The organism is Streptomyces sp. NTD91, assembly GCF_059510455.1.
In genome coordinates this window covers 203,282-227,720 of record NZ_JCAJZW010000005.1, presented here as the reverse complement: position 1 = coordinate 227,720, position 24,439 = coordinate 203,282, and the positions used below count along the sequence as shown (strand labels likewise).

Genomic DNA, 24,439 nt, shown 5'->3' with positions numbered 1-24,439 from the left:
GCTCCAGCGGGAGTGGGGTCGTATGGAGACGTGGTGACCGGGCGGTGACTCAACAGCAATCCGGTGCAGTGCAGAGGTTAACGCCGGAGGGGGAACGGCGTGTCCACTCAAAGGACCGTTCCGCCTACCCTTTCCGTGCTTTGCCTCTGTGGTAGTGAACGCTATCACAAACTATTTGATGAGGTCTTTACCTGGTGGATGTGCTGGCCGTCACACATGAGAGTGAACCTGCGCGTCTGAGCGAAAACCGTGATGCTATGTCTGATATTAGGGGTCTTTGATACCCCACGACTTGGCAATGCTCTAGTCAGATTCTTACCTTGGCGAGGTCATCGGGAGGTCTCGGAAGTGCGTCGGTCCGGGAAGCGCGAACGGGCTCCCAGGGCGGTCGCGCCGTTGACTCCGGCCACTGCGGCGCTCACCGGAGAGCGGTGCCCGGCGAGCTCGTCGTCGCACTCCTGCTCCTCGACGGCCGCCGCCGGCTGGGGAGTTGCGGCGCCCAGTACCTCGGCCGCCCGGGCGGACCGGCGCCGCCGGTAGCGGGGCGGCACGAAGGCCTGCGCCCACACCGGCACCCGCGGCGTGAAGCGCGGAAGCAGCAGCAGGACCAGGCCGACCGCGCTGAGGAAGACGACGCCGAGCACGATCCACATCGAGGCCGAGTTGACCGAGTACGCCAGCGCGCCGAAGGCGATCAGCGCCGACCAGAAGTACATGATCAGCACGGCCCGGCTGTGCGAGTGGCCGATCTCCAGCAGCCGGTGGTGCAGATGCCCGCGGTCGGCCGCGAACGGCGACTGGCCGCGCCAGGTGCGACGGACGATGGCGAGGACCAGGTCGGCCGTGGGCACCGCGATGATCGTCAGCGGGAGCAGCAGCGGGATGTAGACCGGGACCGTCGCGTGCACCGCGGCCTTCTCGGAACCCACGTACAGGTTCAGCGCGTCCGGGTCGAGCTGGCCGGTGATCGAGATCGCGCCGGCCGCCAGCACCAGGCCGATCAGCATCGAGCCGGAGTCACCCATGAAGATCCGCGCAGGGTGCATGTTGTGCGGCAGGAAACCGAGGCACATGCCCATCAGGATGGCCGCGAACAGGGTGCCGGGGGCGGCGGCCTCGATGCCGTACGAATACCAGATCCGGTACGCGTACAGGAAGAACGCGCCGGCCGCGATGCACACCATGCCCGCCGCGAGACCGTCCAGGCCGTCCACGAAGTTCACCGCGTTGATCGTGATGACGACGAGCGCCACGGTCAGCAGGGTGCCCTGCCACTGGGTGAGCGCCACGTTGCCGACGCCCGGGATGGGCAGCCACAGGATCGTCAGCCCCTGGACGACCATCACGCCCGCGGCGATCATCTGGCCGCCCAGCTTGATCAGCGCGTCGATCTCGAACTTGTCGTCCAGGACGCCGATCAGCCAGATCAGGGCCGCGCCGGAGAGCAGGGCACGCGGCTCGTTCGACTTCGCGAAGACCTCGTTGAGGTTGGTCAGGTGGTCCGCGACCAGCAGGCCCGCGCACAGGCCGAAGAACATGGCGATACCGCCGAGTCGCGGAGTGGGTTCCCGGTGCACGTCACGGGCCCGGATCTCCGGCATCGCCCCGGCCACGATCGCGAACTTCCGTACCGGCCCGGTCAGCAGGTACGTCACCGCGGCCGTGATGCAGAGCGTCAGCAGGTATTCACGCACGGGCTTCCCCACAGGTCTCGCTGGCCATCACAGCCCCACACCCTAGCGATGGACGTATAAGGATGGGGACTTCCGGGTAGCCACGATGGTTGCACGGGCCGCTGTGGACCATGTCGCACACCGGGGTGTACGGGGGAGCGCCTACCCCCGTTCAGCCCGGATAGGGCGGAAAAGCGGCTGTGAGACCGCGCACCTCCTCCCGCGCCGCGGCCGGCTCGGTCGCACCGCGCAGCACGGCCGCGGTCAGCGCGGCGATCCGCACCATCTCCGGCTCGCCCATGCCCTGCGTGGTCACGGCGGCCGTACCCAGGCGCAGGCCCCGGCCGTCGCCGTGCGGCAGCGCGCAGCAGTCCATGACGAGTCCGGCGGCCATGAGCCGGCCGCGTGCGGTACGGCCGTCCACGCCGAGCGGGGCCGGGTCGGCGGTGATCAGGTGGGTGTCGGTGCCACCGGTGACCACGGCGAGGCCCTCCGCGGCCAGGTGACCGGCCAGCACCCGCGCGTTGGCGACCACCTGACGGGTGTACGCGCCGAAGGCCGAAGTCGCCGCCTCGCCGAACGCGACGGCCTTCGCGGCGATCGTGTGCATCTGCGCACCGCCCTGGGTGAACGGGAACACGGCCCGGTCGACGCGCTCGGCCAGTTCGGGTGAACCGCACAGGATCATCCCGCCCCGCGGACCGCGCAGCACCTTGTGAGTGGTCGCGCACACGAGGTCGGCGTACGGCACCGGGTTCGGCGCCGCGCCGCCGGCGACCAGCCCGATGGGATGCGCGGCGTCGGCGATCAGATACGCCCCGACCTCGTCGGCGACCTCGCGGAAGAAGGCGTAGTCGATGTGCCGGGGGTAGGCGATCGAACCGCACACGATGGCCTTCGGCCGGTGGTTCCGGGCCAGGTGGCGCACCTGGTCGTGGTCGATCAGCCCGGTCTCCGCGTCCACGCCGTAGCCGACGAAGTCGAACCAGCGGCCGGAGAAGTTCGCGGGCGAGCCGTGGGTGAGATGGCCGCCGTAGTGCAGGCCGAGGGCGAGGACGGTGTCCCCGGGGCGCAGCAGGGCGGCGTAGGCGGCCAGGACGGCCGAGGAGCCCGAGTGCGGTTGGACGTTGGCGTGCTCGGCGCCGAACAGCTCCTTGGCGCGGTCGATGGCGGCGCGCTCGGCGAGGTCGACGAGTTCGCAGCCGCCGTGGTGCCGGGCGCCGGGATAGCCCTCGGCGTACTTGTTGGCGAGCGGCGAGCCGACGGCGGCGAGCACGGCCGGCGAGCAGAAGTTCTCGGCGGCGATCAGCTGCAGGGTGGTCGACTGCCGCTGCAGCTCGGCCATGAGGATCTCGGCCATCGCCGGGTCCTGTTTCCGCAGGGCGTCGGTCTCGAGAGTAGGGGTGACCGACATGGCGGGCTCCCGGGCGGTCGGTGGTGACGTAGGTCCAATGTAGGCCCGGGATGTGCGGAATGCCCGGTATCCACGTCCACCGGTCTATGTTCGCGCCGGTACTCCCGTCAGCGCCGTCACCACCGGATCCAGCGCCTCGCGTATCTCGTCGCCGATGGACCGGAAGAACGGCAGCGGCGCCCCGTACGGGTCGTACACCTCGTCCGCCTCCGCCGTCGGGGCCAGGAGCCACCCGCGTAGAGCCGCCGCCGCGCGCACCAGGGCCCGCGCGCGCATGACCACACCGTCCTCCAGCGGCGGGAGCGTGGCGGGGTCTATCGCGCGGACCAGGCGGGTGAACTCCTTGAGGGTGAAGGTGCGCAGCCCCGCCGAGTGCCCCATGGAGATGACCTGGGCACGATGGTCGCGGGTGGCCGTCAGCACCAGGTCGGCCCTGATCACGTGCTCGTCGAGCAGCTCCCTGCCGAAGAACCCGGAGGCGTCCGCGCCGAACTCGGCCAGCACGGTCTCCGCGTTCGCCTCCATCGGCGCGCCCTCGTGACCCCAGGTGCCCGCGCTCTCCACGATCAGGCCGCCGCCGAGCACGCCGAGCCGCTCCGCGACGAAGTGGCGGGTCAGCCGCTCGGTGATGGGCGAGCGGCACACATTGCCGGTGCTGACGTGGAGGATGCGGAAGGTGTCGCGCGGACAGCCGAACGTCGTCGTCTGTTCCACCGCGCGTTCCCCGGTGCCTATGCCACGCCCCGCCTCAGGGGCCGTCAATTCGCCACCTCGAGGTCGGGTACGACCTTGCGCAGCTCCTCCGGCGAGATCGCGCCCTCGCGCAGCAGCAGCGGCACGCCGCGGGAGACGTCCACGATGGAGGAGGGCACGTTGGCCGGGGTCGGTCCGCCGTCGAGGTAGACGGAGACGGAGTCGCCGAGCATGTCCTGGGCGGCGTCGCAGTTCTCCGGCGCCGGGTGGCCGGTGAGGTTGGCGGAGGACACGGCCATCGGGCCGACCTCGGTGAGCAGCTCGATCGCGACCGGGTGCAGCGGCATGCGGATGGCCACCGTGCCCCGGGTGTCGCCCAGGTCCCACTGCAGGGACGGCTGGTGCCTGGCGACGAGCGTGAGGGCGCCCGGCCAGAACGCGTCGACCAGCTCCCAGGCCTGCTCGGAGAAGTCCGTGACGAGACCGTGCAGCGTGTTCGGGGAGCCGATGAGGACGGGCGTGGGCATGGTGCGGCCCCGGCCCTTGGCGGCGAGGAGGTCGGCGACCGCCTCCGAGGAGAACGCGTCGGCGCCGATGCCGTACACCGTGTCGGTCGGCAGCACCACCAGTTCGCCCCGGCGGACGGCGGACGCCGCCTCGCGCAGACCCGTCGCGCGGTCGGTGACGTCGTTGGTGTCGTATCGCCGTGCCATCTTCAGCGGGCCTCCTCGTACACGTACTGCGGGAAAGGTGTCTGCGGGGTCACGGCAGGGCCTTACGGGCGGTGGCGAAGCGTGGCCGGTTGTTGAGGTCGGGGTGGTCGGCCGCGTCGGCCCAGCCCCGCTCCTCGGTGAAGATCCACGGCACCTGGCCGCCCTGGGTGTCGGCGTGCTCGATCACGACGACCCCGCCGGGCCGCAGCAGCCGGTGTGCGGTGCGTTCGATGCCACGGATCAGGTCGAGGCCGTCCTCACCCGAGAACAGGGCCATCTCCGGGTCGTAGTCACGGGCCTCGGGAGCGACGTACTCCCACTCCGTGAGCGGGATGTAGGGCGGGTTGGAGATCACCAGGTCGACCTGACCGTCGAGGTCCGGGAAGGCCGTCAGGGCGTCGCCCTGGCGCAGGTCGACCCTGGACCCGGCGACGTTCTTCCGCGTCCACACCAGGGCGTCCTCGGACAGCTCCACGGCGTGCACGTGCGAGCGCGGCACCTCCTGGGCGAGGGCGAGCGCGATGGCGCCGGAGCCGGTGCACAGGTCGACGATGCACGGCTCGACGACGTCCATGGCGCGCACGGCGTCTATGGCCCAGCCGACCACGGACTCGGTCTCGGGTCGCGGCACGAAGACACCCGGCCCGACCTGGAGCTCCAGGTACCTGAAGTAGGCCCGCCCGGTGATGTGCTGCAGCGGCTCGCGCTGCTCGCGCCGGGCGATGACCTCCCAGTACCGGGCGTCGAAGTCCGAGTCCTTCACGGAGTGCAGTTGGCTGCGCTTCACCCCGTGCACGAACGCGGCGAGCTCCTCCGCGTCCGTGCGCGGCGAGGGCACGCCGGCGTCGGCCAGCCGCTGGGTGGCCTGGGCCACCTCGGCGAGCAGCAGGTTCACGCGAGTCCTCCGTGTCGTACTCGTACTGGTGCTGGTACGCGTCCTACGCTGCCGCCAGCTTCGCCGCCGAGTCGGCGTCGACGCAGGCCTGGATGACCGCGTCGAGGTCGCCGTCCAGGACCTGGTCGAGGTTGTACGCCTTGAAGCCGACGCGGTGGTCGGAGATGCGGTTCTCCGGGAAGTTGTAGGTGCGGATCTTCTCGGAGCGGTCGACCGTGCGGACCTGGCTGCGGCGGGCGTCGGCGGCCTCCCGCTCGGCCTCCTCCTGCGCCATGGCGAGCAGCCTGGAGCGCAGGATACGCAGCGCCTGCTCCTTGTTCTGCAACTGGCTCTTCTCGTTCTGGCAGGAGGCGACGACGCCGGTCGGGAGGTGTGTGATGCGGACCGCGGAGTCGGTGGTGTTCACCGACTGGCCGCCCGGGCCGGAGGAGCGGTAGACGTCGATCCGCAGGTCGTTCGGGTTGATCTCGACGTCGACCTCCTCGGCCTCCGGGGTCACGAGGACGCCCGCGGCGGAGGTGTGGATACGGCCCTGCGACTCGGTCGCCGGCACGCGCTGCACGCGGTGCACACCGCCTTCGTACTTCAGCCGGGCCCACACGCCCTGGCCGGGCTCGGCCTGCCCCCGGGCCTTCACCGCGACCTGGACGTCCTTGTAGCCGCCCAGCTCGGACTCGGTGGCGTCGATGATCTCGGTCTTCCACCCGACGCGCTCGGCGTAGCGCAGGTACATGCGCAGCAGGTCGCCGGCGAACAGCGCCGACTCGTCGCCGCCCGCGCCCGCCTTGATCTCGAGGATCACGTCCTTGTCGTCGCTCGGGTCGCGCGGGATCAGCAGGAGGCGGAGCTTCTCGGTCAGCTCCTCGCGCTGCTTCTCCAGGTCCTTGACCTCGGCGGCGAAGTCGGGGTCGTCGGCCGCGAGTTCGCGCGCGGTCTCGATGTCGTCGCCGGCCTGCTTCCAGGAGCGGTACGTGGCGACGATCGGGGTGAGCTCGGCGTAGCGCTTGTTCAGCTTGCGCGCGTTCGCCTGGTCGGCGTGCACCGACGGGTCGGCGAGCTTCTTCTCCAGATCGGCGTGCTCGGCGACGAGTTCGTCGACGGCCTCGAACATCTTTGGCTCCTGATACTGCGGGTGAAGGGCTGGCGGGCGACCAAAAACGCCGGTCCCGGGCACACCCCGGCGGGGGCGTGGCCATGGACCGGCGAAATGGGGCTCGCTACTTCTTGGAGCCGGCGGCAGCCTTGCCGAAGCGGGCCTCGAAGCGGGCCACACGGCCACCGGTGTCGAGGATCTTCTGCTTGCCCGTGTAGAACGGGTGGCACTCGGAGCAGACCTCGGCCCGGATGGTGCCGGACTCGATGGTGCTGCGGGTGGTGAACGACGCGCCGCAGGTGCAGCTGACCTGCGTCTCGACGTACGCGGGGTGGATGTCGCGCTTCAAGGTGTCTCCTAGGTTTCGGGAGGGCGCCGGGTCGCCGCCGCGGGGTGCGGGGGCGTGAACCGGAGCCGACGTACCAGTCTGCCAGGACTGGGCCCATCCCCCAAAACCGGGGGCCACTGTTCTTTATTCCGGCAGGGGCGGGGCCCACGCGGCAAAGCCGCAGGGTCCCTGCAGCGCCGCGCCGCTCAGTCGGTCACCACACCCTTGGCCTCGCCCGTCGCCGTACCCGCCGTGGCCGACCTCGGGATCGGGCGGTCGTTCCTCAGGGCGTCCCACACCAGCCGGGCCTTGGACTCCTGCATGACCACGCGGTTCGGGTCCGACGGGTCGTAGCGGACCGGCATGGTGATCATGGTGGTGTTCCCGGCGCCGATGTGCTTGAGGCCGTCGGCGAAGTCGATCAGGGAGTTCACCGAGCCGAGGTCGGAGTCGGTGGTGACGGCCTTGGTGGCGGTGTCGGCGAGGTCGTACAGCTTCTTGGGGTTGCTGAAGACGCCGACGTGCTTGACCTGGGTGATCAGCGCCTTGACGAAGGCCTGCTGGAGCTGGATGCGGCCCAGGTCGGAGCCGTCGCCGACGCCGTGCCGGGTGCGGACCAGGCCGAGCGCCTGCTGACCGTCCAGGGTGTGGGTGCCGGCCTGGAGCCTCAGGTGGCTCTGCGGGTCGTCGATGTTCCTGGTCGTGGTGACCGGGACGCCGCCGAGGTCGTCGACGAGCTTCTGGAAGCCGGCGAAGTCGACCTCGAGGTAGTGGTCCATGCGGATACCGGTGAGCGACTCGACGGTCTTCACCGCGCAGGCCGCGCCGCCGGTGGAGTAGGCCTCGTTGAACATCACGCCGTTCGCCGCCGGGTGCGTGGTGTCCTTGGTGTCCGTGCAGGCCGGGCGGTCGATCAGGGTGTCCCGGGGGATCGAGACGACGTCGGCCCTCCTGTGGCCCCGGTAGACGTGGACGATCATCGCCGTGTCGGAGCGGGCGCTGCCGTCGTCGGTGCCGCCGCCGAGCTTCTCGTTGGCACCGGAGCGGGTGTCCGAGCCGAGGACCAGGATGTTCTCGGAGCCGCCCGCGGCCTTCGAGGGCCGGTCGTTGCCGAGGACCTGGTTGATGTCGACACTGCGGATGTTGCCGTTGAGCTTGAAGTACAGGTATCCGGCGCCCGTACCGCCCAGCACGACCACACCGGCGGCCGTCCACGCCGCGGCGTGCAGAGCCCGGCGGCTCCTGCGGCGGCGGCCCCTGCCCTGCTTGCGGGGGCCGGTGCCGCCCGGCTCGGTTATGGCGGGATCCGGCGTGCTCTCGGCGGTCACATCGCTCCTAGGTCTCGTCGGTCGGTTACCCCCTGCTTTCAGGGTCAGGCGCGGTCGGTACCGCTCCATCGTCGCTCCGTATGGCCGGACGGAGGAACTCGGGACAGAGTTGCACAACGCACCGTGCCCACCGCGTACGGCGATGGGCACGGTGCGTAGTCGTGTCACGCACGGTGAGCCTTGCTCACCTGGGGTTTCAGCCCCAGACGTCGTACGCCTGGAATCCGGTGCCGACCGAGACCCTTGTGGCAAAGATCTCGCTGGTCGCCTTGCCGGTGCCCGGGTACAGGTAGAGCGTGCCGCCGGAGGTGCGGGCCAGGAAGTCGGCCCTGCCGTCGCCGGTCACGTCGCCGACCGCGTCGAAGGCGTTGTAACCGGTCCAGCCGCTGCGCACCTTGATCCGGGAGGCGAAGGCGCTCGTGCCGGACTTGCCGGTGCCCGCGTACAGGTACACGTCGTCGGTGCTGCTCTTGCGGGCGATCAGGTCCGCCCTGCCGTCACCGGTGAAGTCGCCGTGGGCGCGCAGGGAGTTGTACTGGCCCCAGCCGGAGCCGACCTCGACGCGGGCGGAGAAGGAGCCGTCGCCCTTGCCCGGGTAGATCCACAGGATGCCGGAGGAGTCGACCGAGAGCAGGTCGGGCAGGTAGTCGCCGGTCACGTCGCCGGGGGCGACGGCGAACGTCCGGGTCTTCCAGTTGCTGAAGATCTCCTTCTTGCTCCAGCTCCGGGTGGTCGGGACGTAGTGCAGCCAGAAGACCGCCCCGTCGCTGCTGCGGCGCAGCACGAAGTCCTGGAAGCCGTCCCGGTTCAGGTCCGTCTGCAGGATGGTGTTGCAGCCGGAGAAGCTGCCCCAGGAGATCCGGGAGGCGAACGAGGTACCCCTGGAGTCCTTCTCGAAGCCGGTGCTGGTCGAGTGCTCGCGCACGAACAGGTCGGCCTTGTGGTCGCCGCTGAGGTTGGTGTCGTCGATGCGCGGGTACGCCGCGCCGACGTACGTCTTCACCTTGCTGAACACGCTGTAGGCGCCCTTGGCGACGCAGTTCTGCACGCCCCACGACACCACGCCGACGATGCGGTTGTTCACGACCAGCGGGCCGCCGGAGTCGCCGTTGCAGGTTGCGGTGGTGCCGGAGTCGCTGCCGGTCGCGGGCTTGCCCGCGCAGACCATGTGGCCCGCGACGAAGTCGCCGCCGTAGGCGCCCGAGCACGTGCTGTCGGACTGGATCGGCAGGGTCGCCGTCCGCAGCGTCTGCGAGATGTCCTCGCCGGTGGAACTGGTGCGGCCCCAGCCGTAGACCTTGGCGCTCGTGCCGGCCGCGTAGGACGCCGTGTCGGTCGACGTCGTCATGCGGATCGGCGTGGCCTTGATCGGGTTCGGCAGGGTCAGCACGGCGATGTCGTTGTCGATGGTCGTCGCGTTGTACGACGGGTGGTTCCACTGCCGCCGGACGCCGGAGACCGTGCCGCCGTGCAGGTCGGTGTTGCCGGAGGAGTCGGTGGTGGGCAGCTGGTCGGTGCCGGTCAGGACGGCGCCGTTGGCGTGCCAGTCGTAGCCCTTGACGCAGTGCGCGGCGGTGAGGATCTTCGTCGGCGCCACCACGGCACCGCCGCAGAAGAAGCCGAGGTCGTCGCCGGTGTCGCTGGTGCCCTTGTCGTCGTAGTACCAGAGCTGGGCCATCCACGGGGCCGAGGTGATGCTCGTGGTGGTGCCGCCGACGATCATCGGGCTGACGGTCCCGGTGCCGGACGTCGTGGCCGAGGACGATGTGGAGGCTGTCCCACCGCCCGTGGTGGCCTTGGTCTTCGAGGCCTTCCTGAAGCCCTTGTCGGTGGCGAGCGCGCCCGCGACGCGGTCCGTCAGTGCGGAGAGCGACGCGGAGCCGGTGGCGGGCTCGACGGACGGCGAGGCGGAGGCCGTCGTGGCACCGGCGGAGGACGTCATGAGCGCGGCGGCGACGGCGGCTGCGACACCTGCCGCGGTGAGGGGCAGGCCGACGCGTATACGACGTCTGTGCCGCCCGGAGTGGGGCTTGGGCAAGGGAGTTCCCCCAGGGAGAGACGAGAAGGGTGAGACGCGCGCTTACGCACCCCTTACCTCTCAGCGCCGAGAAGCCGCCCCCCGTCACCGCGGACGAGGGGCGGCTTCTCACTCCTGGGCTGCGCTCAGTCTCCGTTGCCCGGAGTCGGCGTCGTCTTCTGGATCTGCATCAGGAATTCGACGTTCGACTTGGTCTGCTTCATCTTGTCGAGCAGCAGCTCGATGGCCTGCTGCTGGTCGAGCGCGTGCAGCACCCTCCGCAGCTTCCAGACGATGCCCAGCTCCTCGGCGCCCAGCAGGATCTCCTCCTTACGGGTACCGGAGGCGTCCACGTCCACGGCCGGGAAGATCCGCTTGTCCGCGAGCTTGCGGTCGAGCTTCAGCTCCATGTTGCCCGTGCCCTTGAACTCCTCGAAGATCACCTCGTCCATGCGGGACCCGGTGTCCACGAGCGCCGTGGCCAGGATGGTCAGCGAACCGCCGTCCTCGATGTTGCGCGCCGCGCCGAAGAACCGCTTCGGCGGGTACAGCGCGGTGGAGTCGACACCACCGGACAGGATGCGGCCGGACGCCGGCGCCGCCAGGTTGTAGGCGCGGCCCAGACGCGTGATGGAGTCGAGCAGCACGACCACGTCGTGACCCAGCTCCACCAGTCGCTTCGCCCGTTCGATGGCCAGCTCGGCGACCGTGGTGTGGTCCTCGGCCGGGCGGTCGAAGGTCGAGGAGATGACCTCGCCCTTGACCGACCGCTGCATGTCGGTGACCTCTTCGGGACGCTCGTCGACGAGGACGACCATCAGGTGGCACTCGGGGTTGTTGTGCGTGATCGCGTTGGCGATCGCCTGCATGATCATGGTCTTGCCGGTCTTCGGCGGGGCCACGATCAGACCGCGCTGGCCCTTGCCGATCGGCGAGACCAGGTCGATGATGCGGGTCGTGAGCACGCCCGGGTCCGTCTCCAGACGGAGGCGGTCCTGCGGGTAGAGCGGGGTCAGCTTGTTGAACTCCGGGCGGCCGCGGCCGTGTTCGGGCGCCATGCCGTTGACGGAGTCGAGGCGGACCAGCGCGTTGAACTTCTCGCGGCGCTCGCCTTCCTTGGGCTGGCGGACCGCGCCGGTGACGTGGTCGCCCTTGCGCAGGCCGTTCTTGCGGACCTGGGCGAGGGAGACGTACACGTCGTTCGGGCCCGGCAGGTAGCCGGAGGTCCGGATGAAGGCGTAGTTGTCGAGGATGTCCAGAATGCCCGCGACGGGGATCAGGACATCGTCCTCGGCGACCTGCGGCTCGGCGATGTCGTCGCGGCCACGACGGCCACGACGGTCGCGGTAGCGGCCGCGACGGCCACGGCGGCCGCCCTCGAAGTCGTCGTCGTCCTGCCGGCCGTCCTGGCGACCCGGCTGCTGGCCCTGCTGCTGACGCTGCTGGCCGCCCTGCTGGTCGTCGCCCTTGTTACGGCGGTCACGGTCGCGGCCCCGCTCACGGCGGTCGCGGCGGCCACGGCCCTCGCCGTCACCGGCGTCGCCCTTGGCCTCGCCCTGCTGCAGCGCCGGCGTCTCGGCCCTGGGCTCGGACTTCGCCTCGGCGGCGACGGTCTCGGCGCTGCTCGGGGCGGGGCTGCCGGCCTCGGCGGTGGCGCGGCGGCGGCGGCGCTCGGCCGGCTCGTCGGAGGCCGGCTGGCCGGGGATCTCGATCTGCTGCTGAGCCACGGCCTTCTCGGCCGCGGCCTTCTTCTCGCCGTCGACGGCGGCCTCGCCCGTACGGGCCTTGGAGGTGGCGCGGCGCTTGGGCTTGGTCTCGGCGGCGGCCTCGGCCTTGGGAGCCGCTCCCCCGGCGGGGGCGCCCCCACCCGCGGCCTGCGCCTCCTTGATGACCTCGATCAGCTGGCTCTTGCGCATCCGCGCGGTGCCCCTGATGCCGAGGCCCGAGGCGACCTGCTGCAGCTCGGCCAGCACCATGCCCTCGAGGCCGGTACCGCGGCGCCGCCGGGAGCCGGCACCGGTGGCAGGCGCGGAGGCGTCCGTGGCGGGCGCGGCAGCGGTCTCCTCGACACGTGCGCCCATCAGATCGGTGGTGTCGCTCACGAAGGGTCCTTCCCTGGAGCGGACGTCGGCCTGTCTGGCTCGGCGACCGGTTGTGCTGTCCGGCTACGGTCCTTGCTTTCCGTGAACCGTGCCGGGGCGGTGGTCCGCCAAAGCGGCGGAGGAATGTGCGGTGACGGCGCTTCCGCGGGTCGTGACACCCAGTGTCACGTGGCGTGGTAGCACCTGTTCCGGAGCGTGCCCGGCGACCCGCTCAGTGCCCGCATACGACGTACTGCCCAGGTACGGCGCACGGAACACGGAGTGGCGTGGGAGACTCCCGGAAGAATGTCTGTCCCGGACTGGGACACGAGGCACCTCGCCATGGTGGGGTCGGGTGCAGACTTGAGGTTAACACTACCGGATCCAACAAACATTCCCCCTCTCCAAATCCGGCAACCGTGTGTCAGGGCGCAAGCGGCAGCACGCTCGCTCCGTGGACGTCGAGGTCCAGCCGGTTGGCCGCCCAGCCCTCACCCGCCAGATGGGCGACCTTGTCGGCGCTGCCGGCGTCGGCGAGCGCCATGACGGTGGGGCCGGCGCCGGAGATCACGGCCGGGATGCCGTCGGCCCGCAGCCGCTCCACCAGCGCGGCGCTCTCCGGCATGGCCGGGGCGCGGTACTCCTGGTGGAGGCGGTCCTCGGTGGCGGGCAGCAGCAGTTCGGGGCGCCTGGTCAGGGCCTCGACGAGCAGGGCGGCACGGCCTGCGTTGACGGCGGCGTCGACGTGCGGCACGGTGCGCGGCAGCAGGCCGCGGGCGGTCTCGGTCAGGACCGGCTTCCCGGGCACGAAAACCACCGGAACGATGGAATCACTGGGCTCCATCCTGATCGCGCGGGCGGCGCCGGGCTCCATCCAGGACAGGGTGAAGCCGCCGAGGAGGCAGGCGGCCACGTTGTCGGGGTGACCCTCGATCTCGGTGGCCAGCGCCAGCAGCGCCGCGTCGTCCAGGCGGGCCTCGCCGCCTATGGTCACGGCACGGGCGGCGACGATGCCGGCGCAGATGGCGGCGGAGGAGGAGCCGAGGCCCCGGCCGTGCGGGATGCGGTTGGCGCAGACGATCTCCAGGCCGCGGGGCTGCCCGCCCAGCAGATCGAAGGCGGTGCGCAGGGAGCGGACGAGGAGGTGAGACTCGTCACGTGGGAGGGTCTCGCTGCCCTCCCCCGCGATGTCGATGTGCAGCCCGGAGTCGGCCACCCGGACGACGACGTCGTCGTACAGCCCCAGCGCGAGGCCGAGGGCGTCGAAGCCCGGGCCGAGATTGGCGCTGGTGGCGGGAACGCGCACCCGGACGGCGGCGGCGCGGAACGCTGGACCGGCCATCGCTCGTTGACTCTCCTTGAGCTGCGTGACTGTCGAAGACATTCGATACGTACGTGGAGACCCTCTGGCCGCGCAGACGGCGCGGCGTCGCCCATATGCACGGCGAGCTGCCGGGCATATGCAACGGGCGGGTTCGGTACAGCCTATCGAAGGAAGGTTGTATGGCGACATAGGGCGCACAGGAGGCGCACGATGCGTGTCGTAAGCCCCCTGTGCCCCCTGTCAGGGAAAACCCCGGTGCGGGACCGGTGCGTGGACCGCCGCGGGCCGCCCGGCCGACGCGCGGGCGGGACCGTGGCGACGCTCGAGCGATGCTCAGCCGAGCCCCAGGCGCTCCGCCGCGGCCGCCGCGTCGACGGGGACGGTGACCGGCTGCGGGGCGCCGGCGACGGCCCAGTCGGGGTCCTTCAGACCGTTGCCGGTGACCGTGCACACGATCGTCTGGCCCGGGTCGACCCTGCCCTGCTCGGCGGCCTTCAGCAGACCGGCCACGGAGGCGGCGGAGGCGGGCTCCACGAACACGCCCTCCTGCGCGGCCAACAGGCGGTAGGCGCGCAGGATTTCACGATCCGTCACCTCGTCGATGGCGCCGCCCGACTCGTCGCGCGCGGCGAGGGCGAACCGCCAGGAGGCCGGGTTGCCGATCCGGATCGCGGTGGCGATGGTCGAGGGGTCCTTGACCACCTCGCCGCGCACGATCGGCGCGCTGCCGGAGGCCTGGAAGCCCCACATGCGCGGGGTCCTCGTGGCGATGCCGTCGGCGGCGTACTCCTTGTAGCCCTTCCAGTAGGCGGTGATGTTGCCCGCGTTGCCGACCGGGAGGACGTGGATGTCGGGTGCGTCGCCGAGCATGTCCACGATCTCGAACGACGCCGTCTTCTGACCCTCGATACGCACCGGGTTGACCGAATTGACCAGCGCCACCGGGTAGTTCTCGCTGAGCGAGCGGGCGAGCGTGAGGCAGTCGTCGAAGTTGCCGTCGACCTGGAGGATCTTCGCGCCGTGCACGAGGGCCTGGCCCATCTTGCCGAGCGCGATCTTGCCCTGCGGCACGAGAACGGCCGAAACCATGCCGGCCCGCACGGCGTACGCGGCGGCGGAGGCGGAGGTGTTGCCCGTGGAGGCACAGATGACCGCCTTCGCCCCTTCCTCCTTGGCCTTGGAGATGGCCATGGTCATGCCCCGGTCCTTGAAGGAGCCGGTCGGATTGGCGCCCTCCACCTTCAGGTGGACCTCACAGCCCGTGCGCTCGGAGAGCACCTGCGCGGGCACGAGGGGCGTGCCGCCCTCGCGGAGCGTCACGACCGGCGTGGTGTCGGATACCGGCAGCCGGTCCCGGTACTCCTCGATGATTCCGCGCCACTGGTGGGTCATTGCTGGTTACTCTCCTTCAACCCGCATGATGCTGGCGACACCCCGCACGGTGTCGAGCTTGCGCAGCGCCTCGACGGTCCCGGTGAGGGCGGCGTCCGACGCGCGATGGGTGACAACGACGAGGGAGGCCTCTCCCCCGCTCTGGGCTTCGCTCGAGCGGGAGGCGCCCCCCTCCTTGCCCTGCTGGCGCACCGTATCGATCGACACCCCGTGCTCCGCGAACACGGTCGCGACCTGGGCGAGAACACCCGGTTTGTCCGCGACGTCGAGGCTGATGTGGTAGCGCGTGACGACCTCGCCCATGGGCGAGACGGGCAGGGCGGCGTACGCCGACTCGCCGGGCCCCCTCGCGCCGCCCCGCCGGTTGCGGCAGACGGCGACGAGGTCGCCGAGCACGGCCGACGCGGTGGGCGAACCGCCCGCGCCGGGGCCGTAGAACATGAGCTGCCCTGCGGCATCGCTCTCCACGAAGACGGCGTTGTACGCGCCGCGCACGGAGGCGAGCGGGTGGGTCAGCGGAATCATCGCGGGATGCACGCGCGCGGTGACCGAACCCCCGTCGGCGGCCCGCTCGCAGATGGCGAGCAGCTTGATGGTGCAGCCCATCTCCTTCGCCGAGCGGAAGTCGGCGGCGGTGACCTCGGTCATGCCCTCGCGGTGGACGTCGTCGAGGCGCACGCGCGTGTGGAAGGCGATCCCGGCGAGGATGGCGGCCTTGGCGGCGGCGTCGAAGCCCTCCACGTCGGCGGTCGGGTCGGCCTCCGCGTACCCGAGGGCGGTGGCCTCGTCCAGCGCCTCCTGGTATCCGGCGCCGGTGGAGTCCATCTTGTCGAGGATGAAGTTGGTCGTGCCGTTGACGATCCCCATCACCCGGTTGATCTTGTCGCCGGCGAGGGACTCGCGCAGCGGGCGGATCAGCGGGATGGCACCGGCGACGGCGGCCTCGTAGTAGAGGTCCTTGCCGTGCTCCTCCGCCGCCGCGTGCAGGGCGGCCCCGTCCTGGGCGAGCAGGGCCTTGTTGGCGGAGACGACGGACGCGCCGTGCTCGAAGGCGGTGGTGATGAGGGTCCGCGCGGGCTCGATCCCGCCGATCACCTCGACCACCACGTCGATGTCCCCGCGTTTGACGAGCGCGGTGGCGTCGGTGGTGACGAGGGCCGGGTCGATGCCCTCACGGACCTTGGACGGCCGCCGTACCGCCACTCCCGCGAGCTCCACGGGGGCACCGATCCTGGCCGCGAGGTCGTCGGCGTGCGTCGTCATGATGCGCGCCACCTCTGAGCCGACAACCCCACAGCCCAGCAGCGCCACCTTCAGCGGACGCGTACGCATCATCCGACCTCGTTTCCTCTCACCGTCTACGGTTGGACCAGTCTCACTCACCGGAATGAAGTTTCTACCCTTCGTCCGGATCCTGAGACTCGTATTTCACTTGTGCGGGACCGGAAGACCGGAGATCTTCCAGCCCGCTTCGTCCGACGTCAGCCGCCGGCTCCCCGGCACCGGCCGACGCCTTCCCCCTCGTCAGCCGACGTCGAGTCGCAGGAGGTCCTCCTCCGTCTCACGCCGGACGATCACCCGGTCCTCGCCGTCCTTCACCGCGACGACGGGCGGCCGCAGCACATGGTTGTAGTTGCTGGCCATGGACCGGCAGTACGCGCCCGTGGCCGGTACGGCGATCAGGTCGCCCGGCGCCAGGTCGGCGGGCAGGAACGCGTCCCTGACCACGATGTCCCCGCTCTCGCAGTGCTTGCCGACCACACGGGCCAGCATCGGCTCGGCACTGGAGGAACGGGACACGAGGGCGACGCTGTACTCGGCGTCGTACAGCGCCGTGCGGATGTTGTCGGACATGCCGCCGTCGACGGACACGTACGTCCGCAGCCCCTCCAGCGGCTTGACCGTGCCGACCTCGTAGAGCGTGAAGGCGGTCGGCCCCACGATGGCGCGCCCCGGCTCGACGGAGATGCGCGGCGTGCGCAGCCGCGCGGCGTCGCACTCGCGGCTGACGATCTCGGTCAGCGCCTTGGCGATCTCGTGCGGCTCCCGGGGGTCGTCGTCGCTGGTGTAGGCGATCCCGAGCCCGCCGCCGAGGTCGATCTCGGGCAGCTCGACCCCGTGCTCGTCGCGAATGTCCCTCAGCAGCCCGACGACCCGGTGGGCGGCGACCTCGAAGCCGGACATGTCGAAGATCTGCGACCCGATGTGCGAGTGGATGCCGATCAGCTCCAGCCCGTCGAGCTGCAGCGCCCGCCGGACCGCCTCGGCCGCCTGCCCCCCGGCCAGCGGAATCCCGAACTTCTGGTCCTCGTGGGCGGTGGCGATGAACTCATGCGTATGAGCCTCGACACCCACGGTGATCCGGATCTGGACCTTCTGCCGCTTGCCGAGGGACTGGGCGATGTGGGCGACCCGCACGATCTCCTGGAAGGAGTCGAGCACGATCCGCCCGACACCGGCCTCGACGGCGCGCCGGATCTCGTCCGAGGACTTGTTGTTGCCGTGGAACGCGATCCGCTCGGCCGGCATGCCGGCCGAGAGGGCGGTGGCCAGCTCGCCCCCCGAGCACACGTCGAGGTTGAGCCCCTCCTCGTGGAGCCACCGCACGACGGCACGGGACAGGAACGCCTTCCCGGCGTAGAACACGTCGGCATCGGACCCGAACGCCGTGCGCCACGCACGCGCGCGTGCCCGGAAGTCGGCCTCGTCGAGGACGTAGGCGGGCGTGCCGTGGCGCTCGGCCAGGGTCTTCACATCGACACCGCCGACGGTGACGACCCCGTCGGCGCCGCGCCCGACGGTCTGGGCCCAGACCTTGTGGTCGAGGACGTTGAGATCGGCGGGCGGCGCCGAGTAGTGCCCCTCGGGCAGGACGTCGGCGTGACGGGGCCCGGCGGGGTGGGCGGAACGGCTCATGACGGTGGCTCTCAGACTCTCTGTCTCTCTCCGGGGCGCATCTGCTCTGGGGCCTCAGAGATGTTCGGGTGCGTCGATGCCGAGCAGGGACAGGCCGCCGACCAGCACCGTCCCGGCGGCTTCGGCGAGCGCGAGCCGGGCGCGGTGGGCGGCCGAGGGTTTCTCCTCGCCACGGGGAAGCACGGAGGGCAGAAGGGGCAGCACGGCATCGGCAACGGTGACGAGATGCCGCGCAAGCCGGTCCGGGGCACGGTGGGTGGCGGCCGCGGCGAGGATGCGGGGGTGGTCCGCGAGGGGCATGAGAAGGAGGTGCGGGAAGGGGCGCTCGCCGGGGGTCCGGCCGGCGGACCCCGGTGTGCCGGTTCCGGTGGCGACTCGGCCGGTGTCGAGGGGGGAGGCGGGGGCGGGGCGGGGCGCGGCGGGGTCGGCCGGGTGGGCGTCGGCCGGCCCGGCATGGAGGGGACCGCGACCGACCGGCTCCGCGTGCATGGGACCGCGACCGACCGGCTCGGCATGGAGGGGACCGGGCTCGGCGGTGAACCCCAGGCGGACGGCGTTACGGCTGAGGGAGCGGATCCGGGCGTGGGCGTACCGCACCCGGAACAGCGGATTGCTCTCCCGCTGGACGAGGTGGTCGGCGGTGATCCGGGGCCGGTCGTGCGGGGCCGGATGGAGCAGGGCCCACTGGGAGGCGTCGGGACCGAGCGGAGCGGGATCCTCCGGCGCGGGCACGGGCCGCAGGTTGACCGGTTCACCGTGCTCGACGGTGGCCCGCCCTCCCTGGGTGGCGACGATCCGTACGACGGCGTCGGCGACGACTTCGGCCCGGACCTCGTACGGCACGCGCAGCACGACCACCTGCCCGGCGAGAGAGCCGCCGTGTCCGTACGAGGCACCGCGGTCCCGGATCTCCCGGACGAGCCCGGTGACGAGATCGGCCTCCGGCTCCAGGCTGATGTTGAGAAACCCGGGGCCGGTCACGACGACGTCCCGGATGCCGTCGGCACCGGCAAGCCGGGGCCGCAGAATCTCGGCGACCCGCACCGGCGGCTGCCCGGCCGGCCGGGCGAGCTGCAGAGCGACGTTCGTGGCGAAGTCCCCGCACCCCCCGGGCCCGGGCTCGGTCACCACGACCCGCTCGGGCACGCTGACACTCAGCTCCCCTTCGTCGACAGCACGACGCACCGCATGCAGCACGGTGCGGGACAGCTCGACGGGGGTCACGAGACAAGCGTAGGGGAGGGAAGGGGTGGGTAGGCGAGACGGTTCTCACTGTGGGACGGGGCGTGGCTCGGCGAGGCGGATGCGGTGCGCTCGGCGCCCCGAGGCAGAGATGCCCGGGGCCGACCGGCGCGCAGTGGTGTGGAACGGTCCGGGGTGACGACCTCACTGGGGCGGAAGGGACCCATGTGACCAGTGCGAACGGACTTGAGCGACCGGCACGGAGCGGCGCTGGATGGGTCGGAAGCGGCTGGCACCCGGGCGTGCTCGACGGCCGGGCCGAAGCGACCGGATCCGCACTGCCGGGAGTCGAAGTGACCGACATCCGCGCTGGGTGCCAACGTCGCAGCCATCCGCGCTGGGGGTCGAAGCGACCGAACATCCGCGCCGGCGGCCGAAGCGACCGACATCCGCGCTGGCGGCCGAAGCGACCGGACCTGCCCTGAACGACCGACACGGTCGGCGCGCCGGAACGGCAGTCCCCCCGATCCGAACCCCACCCGACCCACACCCGCGGGACCCACCACCACGGAAGACCGATCCCGCTGGCCGGCAAGTCCCGTCAACCTCAACCGCCCGAGGAAATGCCCCGCGGCACGCCATCGGCGATCCCGTCACCGACGCCCCCCAGCGCCCGGTGGCCCCCCTCGCCGCCTTCCCCTTCCCCCTCCGCGTCAGGATCCCCATCGTCATCGCCGCGCCCACCGCCGCCCCGATGCCCTCCCTCTCCCCCGCGCACTTCCCCGTCTCCGTCTGGGCCTTCGCTGCCCCCGCGCTCGATGAGCTGCTTGACGAGCCGGACGAGTTCGGCGGGTTCGAAGGGTTTGGCAAGGAAGGCGTCCACACCGACGTCGAGGCCGGTGTCGACTTCGTACTGCGTGCACGCGCTGATGATGGCGAGCGGCAGATGGTGCGTACGGGGATCGGCACGGAGCCGGGCGGCGGTACGCAGACCGTCGAGCCTGGGCATGACGACGTCGAGCGTCACGACGTCGGGCCGCACCTGATGCACCACGTCCAGACACTCGGCACCATCGGCGGCGGTCACGACCTCGAGACCTTCGAGCTCGAGGTTGACCCTGATCAGCTGCCGGATGACCTTGTTGTCGTCCACAACAAGCACCCGGCCCGAAGCGCCTGGCACACGTCGAGAGTAGGTCCGGACCGGCCACCGCGTCCGGGTTTTCCCCACTTCCACCCCGTACAGGGGACCCACCCCGGCCCCACCCGCCCGGCACCCGGGAAACGGATTCCTGATCACCCTGCCGGACCTGCTAGTGTTCTACCCGTCGCCACGAGCAAGAAGCTCCGCAGCCGACACGCCCCCGTAGCTCAGGGGATAGAGCAACGGCCTCCGGAGCCGTGTGCGCAGGTTCGAATCCTGCCGGGGGCACCCATTCTGAGGTGCCCAAAGACCCCGTCACCAGCGGAAACGCTGCGGTCGGGGTCTTCGCGTTTGTGCAGGCAGCTGCCTCGAAAGGCAGCCGTTTGCCACCGATCACGTAATGACGACGTAATGATCTTGAGGGGCTTCGCGGCAGGTCAGAGCATGTTTCGCGAGGCTCCACGTGTGGCTTTGTGGACCACCTGTGGACAGGCCGAAGCCCCGGACCACTCACGGCCTGGAGCTCTGCCATTGGATCGATTGCCGCGGAGACGTCGTCCGAGGTCAGACCGAAGAGCTGTTGATCTGCTCGCGGGTCAGGCGCACCGGCTCACCGGTAGCGTTGTCGAACCGTCGACGCACCAGGATGCTGAACCCGAGATCGTGCAAAGCTATCTCGGCAACGTTGGTGTTGAACGGCTCTCGACCCTTCAGCGCATTCCGCACGAGCAGGAGTGCAGGGAGGTTCCTCCCGCCGACCGCCGCGAGCACGTCGAACTTCTCATCTTCGGGCGTGTGCAAGGCAGCTACAGCGACGTCCGCGAGTGTGAGAAGGGCATAGCTGCTGTCCTGCAGACGAACTCGGGTCTCCGTAGGCCTGCTCATGGGCTCGGGGGCCATGTTTGTCTCCTCAATCCGACCGGGCTAGATCATTCTCCGGCCGTGCAGCCCAGGATGTACATTCCCCGCGACAGACCGGAGCCCCAGACCACGCGTAGTCCGGGACTCCCGTATTTGATCAGGTGGTTGTGGTCAGTCTGCTGAATCCTCCCCAAGCCCCTTCATGATCCGGTCGTTCATCTCCTGTTCCTGGCCGTCGATGCACTTCGCGTAGATCTTCAGCAGAACGTCCACCGAGTGGCCTGCACGAGCGGCGACCTCCGGAGCCGGCACGCCCGAGTTCAGCCACTGGGAGACTCCCGCGTGCCGAAGGTCGTACGGCCGGAAGGCCAGGACCGACGTCACCTGATCAGGTACGAGCGCGAGTTCGCGAGCTTGCTTCCACGCCCGCGAGTACGACGAGGCAGCGATCACGTTGCCCCGCTCGCTGGCGAACAGCCGGCCGTCCTTCGCCGTGCCGAACTCGCTGAGATGCTCGCGGAGCAAGCGCACCAGCGGAGGCGGAATCGGCACAATGCGCACCTCACCATGGGCCCGCTGCTTCAGGCCGCGCCGGTCGTGCGCCTCACCAGAGTCCGTCCACGCCTTACCTGCAGTGGGCCGGGTCTCCGCCAGCTCGATGCGGCCCCAACCCGACGGCGGAAGCGTGCAGTCGGAACGTCGAAGGCCAAGGGCCTCCCCCGGCCGCATGGCCGCGTAGTACAGGCACCCGAAGAACGCCCGCAGCCTCCGGCCACTCGCCCGCTCATAGCCACCCACATACGTGAGTGCGGTCAGCAACTCCCGAGCCTGCCGAGGATTGACCACCACCCGGCGGTCGACCTCCTGCAGCGCCCGCTTGCCCCGCTTGCGCCGGACCCGGCTCAGCGGGTTGGACGGGAGGAGTTCCAGTTCCACCGCATATTCGAGGACGTTGAAGACCACGGCGCGTCGCCGACGGTACGTCTGCGTCGCCGCAGGCTTGCCGTCCAGCCTCCCGCCCAGCGCCTCGATCAGGTCATGCGCCCTGGTGATCTCCTGCAGTTCAGCGACCGGCAGCGACGCCTTCTCGACCCACTTCACCGCCGCCGCGATCTCCTCCGGCCGCTCACGCTCTCGGCGAGGCACCGGCAGGATGTACGAGCGCAGCGCCCGCCGCAGCACCTCCGGACCAGGTCGGCCCCGTCCCGGTTTGACCAGGACGGGAACGACCGTCGCCAGTGCGTCCGTCATGCTGTCCCGTTGCTTGGCCGACGCCTCCGCCCACCGGGCATCCACGTACTTCACCGCCAGGTCCAGGAAGGACAGAGCAGCTTTGCCGCCGAGCAGCGAATCAGGCAGGCCGGTGACGGTGTCGAACGGTTCGCCCTTGTCCGCCGCCCTCAGAAGCTGAGACCGGAAGCGGTCAGCCAGTGCCTTGGTCTTGTATGACTCGTGGAACGGCTGGCCGTCTACGGACCAGCGGACGAGATGGGTTGGCTTCTTCGCCGAGCGGTTGACGCTGAGCTTCCAGACGACGACCTTGTACGACTTCACGATGCCGCCCCCTCTGCCCGCTCCTCCAACCACTCGTTGAGCACATCCCGGCGGACCCTCAGCTCCCCGTTCGGCAGTCGGATGCAGGCCGGAGCGAGCCGCAGTTCCCGCCAGCGGTAGAAGGTCCGCCGGGAAATGCCGCCCAGTTCGTCGAGCACCTGCCGGACCGTGAGCAGTTCCGCCGGTTTCGCACGGCCGTCACGCGCCATGGAGACCACCGCCCTCCCGCACCGATGCAGCCAGGAGAGCCGCTTCCGGCGAGTAGCCGCGCCCCGCATAGCGCCACTCGCCGACCGTGACCGTGGGATGGTCGGCCAGACCGAGGGAGGCTCGTTGCTGCTCCGCGCGGTGGTCCGCACGGGCCTGCCGGAGGGCGCTCAGCGTGGTCGAGTAGCGGCGTGACTTGGTGGAAAAATGGCCGCCGTACCCGAGCATGTGGGCCCAGCGGCGCAGCCCGAGCGGCTCGAACTCAGGCAGGCCGCCGAGCCACCAGCACGTACCGATCATCCGCAGCACATGCGCACGCACCGGCAGCATCACCATGTCTCGCGCGTGATGAATGCGACCGTCCACCGCGCCGGCAGACTCCGCTCCCTTGGTGGCGTACTTGGCGATGTAGCCCGCCACGGCCCCCGCAGAGGCAGGCCGCTCCCCCGCATCCCGGCCGTACGAGGTGACCGGTCGTACGTCGACCTGCGTGCCGAAGCACAGCACCCGCGGACCGACCACATCCGCGCCCGGAGCGGTCAACCGGACCCGAACGACCACGGCCCGTACCGCGTCCACCAGCAGCCGGACAGTCGCCCAGTGGGGCGGAGCCGAGCCGGGCCCGTCCGGACCGTCGAGCCGGATCACGGCATGGAAGTGGACCAGGCCCCGCCGCTGGTACTCAGCGACCTTCGCGTACGAGAGCCGGGCAACCTCCCCGAACTCCGTACGCGACAGCCGGGCCCGCCGGGCGACCTCCCGTCGGAGCTCCAGCCCGAATCGGTGCCAGAGCCGACCGGCGAACGCGTGCCAGAGCACGGCCCCCGCGTAGTCGTAGCAGCGCGGACAGATCGGTTCGCCGAGACGCGGATCATCCGCCGGGTGCCGCTCTGGGCATCCGGCCGGAGTCCCATGCGGGCAGCACTCCCCCGCCCGACGAGGCCGGCAGGCCCGCACGCGCCCATCTCGCTCACGGCGCGTGTGGACCGGGCCGAAGCCGGGAGCGGTGAGCGTGGCGAACACCCGCGGGTGCCCACTCACCGACTCTGGAACTCTCTTGCCGCCGACGAGACCGGTGCGGACGAGGTGATACGTGTCCGCCCGGTACAGGCCCGAGCAGGCCGGACAGACTGTCGCCCGCCGGTTGCCGCACGCGGTGAGCAGACGACCGCCGTAGAGGTCCGAACCGTATGAGAGCAGGGCCGCACCGGTCGTCGTGTCGTAGACGGTTGCCGCACCGACCAGATGGATGGGGTTGGTACAGCCACCGAGGCGGACGATGTTCCGGCGCCAGGCGGCGAAGTCCGGCTCCGCCGCTCTGGCGACCAGCGCGGCAGCGTCCGCCGCAATCGCGATGTTCATCGGCGACCACCCCCGCGCCCGAACGCCTGCCCCATCACGGCGGAGATCCCTTCCGGACGGGTCTTGGCGCTGAAGCGGAGCGTCGGGTCCGTGAGCCAGAGGGCGGCCGCATGCGCGGGGCACAGGCGCTGCTCGGCTCCGTCGAGGCCGACGAGGACGATCTGTTCCCGTCCGTCGCAGGTCGAGACCTGCGCGTCACGCTGCCTGAGTTCACAGTCGGGCAGCCGGAATTTGCGCGAATGATGCGCGGTGGACAAAGTGT

At 70.5% G+C, this 24,439-nt stretch carries 21 protein-coding genes and 1 tRNA gene; 1 reads left to right on the top strand and 21 read right to left on the bottom strand.

Translation table 11 applies throughout. The annotated features are described in order from the left end of the window. Positions 1-329: 329 nt before the first annotated feature. From AC5WRT_RS08575 to AC5WRT_RS08500, 16 genes are all read right to left on the bottom strand, one after another. Positions 330-1,694: an MraY family glycosyltransferase gene (locus tag AC5WRT_RS08575; protein ID WP_496093503.1), complete on the bottom strand. Its 1,365-nt coding sequence runs from the start codon at positions 1,692-1,694 to the stop codon at positions 330-332. A 151-nt stretch (positions 1,695-1,845) separates the two neighbouring features. Beyond that, a complete protein-coding gene (gene glyA, locus AC5WRT_RS08570; protein WP_496093504.1) occupies positions 1,846-3,087 on the bottom strand; it encodes a serine hydroxymethyltransferase in 1,242 nt (413 codons plus the stop codon). A gap of 84 nt (positions 3,088-3,171) precedes the next feature. Continuing rightward, the gene (locus tag AC5WRT_RS08565) at positions 3,172-3,849 is read right to left on the bottom strand and encodes an arsenate reductase/protein-tyrosine-phosphatase family protein (RefSeq protein WP_496093505.1); all 678 of its coding nucleotides are present in this window, start codon (positions 3,847-3,849) and stop codon (positions 3,172-3,174) included. After that, entirely contained in the window at positions 3,846-4,493 is a 648-nt protein-coding gene (locus AC5WRT_RS08560; protein ID WP_496093506.1) for an L-threonylcarbamoyladenylate synthase, read from the bottom strand. The genes AC5WRT_RS08565 and AC5WRT_RS08560 overlap by 4 nt, the downstream gene beginning before the upstream one ends. Positions 4,494-4,542: 49 nt before the next feature. After that, positions 4,543-5,388 (bottom strand): peptide chain release factor N(5)-glutamine methyltransferase, encoded by an 846-nt coding sequence (gene prmC / locus AC5WRT_RS08555; RefSeq protein WP_496093507.1) that lies wholly within the window; start codon positions 5,386-5,388, stop codon positions 4,543-4,545. A 43-nt stretch (positions 5,389-5,431) separates the two neighbouring features. Further along, positions 5,432-6,499, bottom strand: coding sequence for a peptide chain release factor 1 (gene prfA, locus AC5WRT_RS08550; RefSeq protein WP_496093508.1), 1,068 nt, complete (start codon positions 6,497-6,499; stop codon positions 5,432-5,434). Between the two features lie 106 nt (positions 6,500-6,605). Further along, positions 6,606-6,830, bottom strand: coding sequence for a 50S ribosomal protein L31 (gene rpmE / locus AC5WRT_RS08545; protein ID WP_014675000.1), 225 nt, complete (start codon positions 6,828-6,830; stop codon positions 6,606-6,608). Positions 6,831-7,015: 185 nt separating this feature from the next. Next, complete coding sequence (locus AC5WRT_RS08540) at positions 7,016-8,137, bottom strand: LCP family protein (protein ID WP_496093509.1); 1,122 nt, start codon at positions 8,135-8,137, stop codon at positions 7,016-7,018. A gap of 196 nt (positions 8,138-8,333) precedes the next feature. Further along, positions 8,334-10,079, bottom strand: coding sequence for a trypsin-like serine protease (locus tag AC5WRT_RS08535; protein ID WP_496100103.1), 1,746 nt, complete (start codon positions 10,077-10,079; stop codon positions 8,334-8,336). Positions 10,080-10,300: 221 nt separating this feature from the next. Then, the gene (gene rho / locus AC5WRT_RS08530) at positions 10,301-12,256 is read right to left on the bottom strand and encodes a transcription termination factor Rho (protein ID WP_496100090.1); all 1,956 of its coding nucleotides are present in this window, start codon (positions 12,254-12,256) and stop codon (positions 10,301-10,303) included. A 403-nt stretch (positions 12,257-12,659) separates the two neighbouring features. Next, entirely contained in the window at positions 12,660-13,577 is a 918-nt protein-coding gene (thrB, locus tag AC5WRT_RS08525) for a homoserine kinase (protein WP_496093511.1), read from the bottom strand. Between the two features lie 315 nt (positions 13,578-13,892). Continuing rightward, positions 13,893-14,951: a threonine synthase gene (gene thrC, locus AC5WRT_RS08520; protein WP_496093512.1), complete on the bottom strand. Its 1,059-nt coding sequence runs from the start codon at positions 14,949-14,951 to the stop codon at positions 13,893-13,895. A 6-nt stretch (positions 14,952-14,957) separates the two neighbouring features. Next, on the bottom strand, positions 14,958-16,283 hold the full coding sequence (locus AC5WRT_RS08515) for a homoserine dehydrogenase (protein ID WP_496093618.1): 1,326 nt from the start codon (positions 16,281-16,283) through the stop codon (positions 14,958-14,960). 192 nt (positions 16,284-16,475) lie between these two features. Beyond that, positions 16,476-17,867, bottom strand: a complete 1,392-nt coding sequence (lysA, locus tag AC5WRT_RS08510; protein WP_496093513.1) for a diaminopimelate decarboxylase — start codon at positions 17,865-17,867, stop codon at positions 16,476-16,478. Between the two features lie 54 nt (positions 17,868-17,921). Continuing rightward, positions 17,922-19,091 carry an ArgS-related anticodon-binding protein NrtL gene (nrtL, locus tag AC5WRT_RS08505; RefSeq protein ID WP_496093514.1) on the bottom strand — a complete coding sequence of 390 codons (1,170 nt, stop codon included), beginning with the start codon at positions 19,089-19,091 and terminating at the stop codon, positions 17,922-17,924. 565 nt (positions 19,092-19,656) lie between these two features. After that, positions 19,657-20,232, bottom strand: coding sequence for a response regulator (locus AC5WRT_RS08500; RefSeq protein ID WP_496093515.1), 576 nt, complete (start codon positions 20,230-20,232; stop codon positions 19,657-19,659). Between the two features lie 177 nt (positions 20,233-20,409). Between AC5WRT_RS08500 and AC5WRT_RS08495 the strand changes: the two genes are divergently transcribed. After that, positions 20,410-20,481, top strand: a tRNA-Arg gene (locus AC5WRT_RS08495). Between the two features lie 276 nt (positions 20,482-20,757). Here AC5WRT_RS08495 and AC5WRT_RS08490 read toward each other — a convergent pair. The 5 genes from AC5WRT_RS08490 to AC5WRT_RS08470 form a co-directional block, all read right to left on the bottom strand. Then, positions 20,758-21,093 (bottom strand): hypothetical protein, encoded by a 336-nt coding sequence (locus AC5WRT_RS08490; protein WP_496100089.1) that lies wholly within the window; start codon positions 21,091-21,093, stop codon positions 20,758-20,760. Between the two features lie 132 nt (positions 21,094-21,225). Further along, a complete protein-coding gene (locus AC5WRT_RS08485) occupies positions 21,226-22,608 on the bottom strand; it encodes a tyrosine-type recombinase/integrase (RefSeq protein WP_496100088.1) in 1,383 nt (460 codons plus the stop codon). Then, positions 22,605-22,817 carry a helix-turn-helix transcriptional regulator gene (locus tag AC5WRT_RS08480; RefSeq protein ID WP_306191885.1) on the bottom strand — a complete coding sequence of 71 codons (213 nt, stop codon included), beginning with the start codon at positions 22,815-22,817 and terminating at the stop codon, positions 22,605-22,607. Before AC5WRT_RS08480 ends, AC5WRT_RS08485 begins: the two co-directional genes overlap by 4 nt. After that, complete coding sequence (locus tag AC5WRT_RS08475; RefSeq protein WP_496100087.1) at positions 22,807-24,177, bottom strand: replication initiator; 1,371 nt, start codon at positions 24,175-24,177, stop codon at positions 22,807-22,809. Before AC5WRT_RS08475 ends, AC5WRT_RS08480 begins: the two co-directional genes overlap by 11 nt. Next, on the bottom strand, positions 24,174-24,434 hold the full coding sequence (locus tag AC5WRT_RS08470; RefSeq protein ID WP_067054320.1) for a hypothetical protein: 261 nt from the start codon (positions 24,432-24,434) through the stop codon (positions 24,174-24,176). The genes AC5WRT_RS08475 and AC5WRT_RS08470 overlap by 4 nt, the downstream gene beginning before the upstream one ends. Positions 24,435-24,439: the final 5 nt, after the last annotated feature.

Excerpts from the sequence above, each read along its gene's own strand:
- thrC (WP_496093512.1), bottom strand. The coding sequence starts at position 14,951 with ATGACCCACCAGTGGCGCGGAATCATCGAGGAGTACCGGGACCGGCTG.
- lysA (WP_496093513.1), bottom strand. The coding sequence starts at position 17,867 with ATGAGCCGTTCCGCCCACCCCGCCGGGCCCCGTCACGCCGACGTCCTG.
- thrB (WP_496093511.1), bottom strand. The coding sequence starts at position 13,577 with ATGGCCGGTCCAGCGTTCCGCGCCGCCGCCGTCCGGGTGCGCGTTCCC.
- AC5WRT_RS08475 (WP_496100087.1), bottom strand. The coding sequence starts at position 24,177 with ATGAACATCGCGATTGCGGCGGACGCTGCCGCGCTGGTCGCCAGAGCG.
- prfA (WP_496093508.1), bottom strand. The coding sequence starts at position 6,499 with ATGTTCGAGGCCGTCGACGAACTCGTCGCCGAGCACGCCGATCTGGAG.
- glyA (WP_496093504.1), bottom strand. The coding sequence starts at position 3,087 with ATGTCGGTCACCCCTACTCTCGAGACCGACGCCCTGCGGAAACAGGAC.
- AC5WRT_RS08560 (WP_496093506.1), bottom strand. The coding sequence starts at position 4,493 with ATGGCACGGCGATACGACACCAACGACGTCACCGACCGCGCGACGGGT.
- AC5WRT_RS08535 (WP_496100103.1), bottom strand. The coding sequence starts at position 10,079 with ATGACGTCCTCCGCCGGTGCCACGACGGCCTCCGCCTCGCCGTCCGTC.
- AC5WRT_RS08480 (WP_306191885.1), bottom strand. The coding sequence starts at position 22,817 with ATGGCGCGTGACGGCCGTGCGAAACCGGCGGAACTGCTCACGGTCCGG.
- AC5WRT_RS08515 (WP_496093618.1), bottom strand. The coding sequence starts at position 16,283 with ATGCGTACGCGTCCGCTGAAGGTGGCGCTGCTGGGCTGTGGGGTTGTC.
- AC5WRT_RS08490 (WP_496100089.1), bottom strand. The coding sequence starts at position 21,093 with ATGGCCCCCGAGCCCATGAGCAGGCCTACGGAGACCCGAGTTCGTCTG.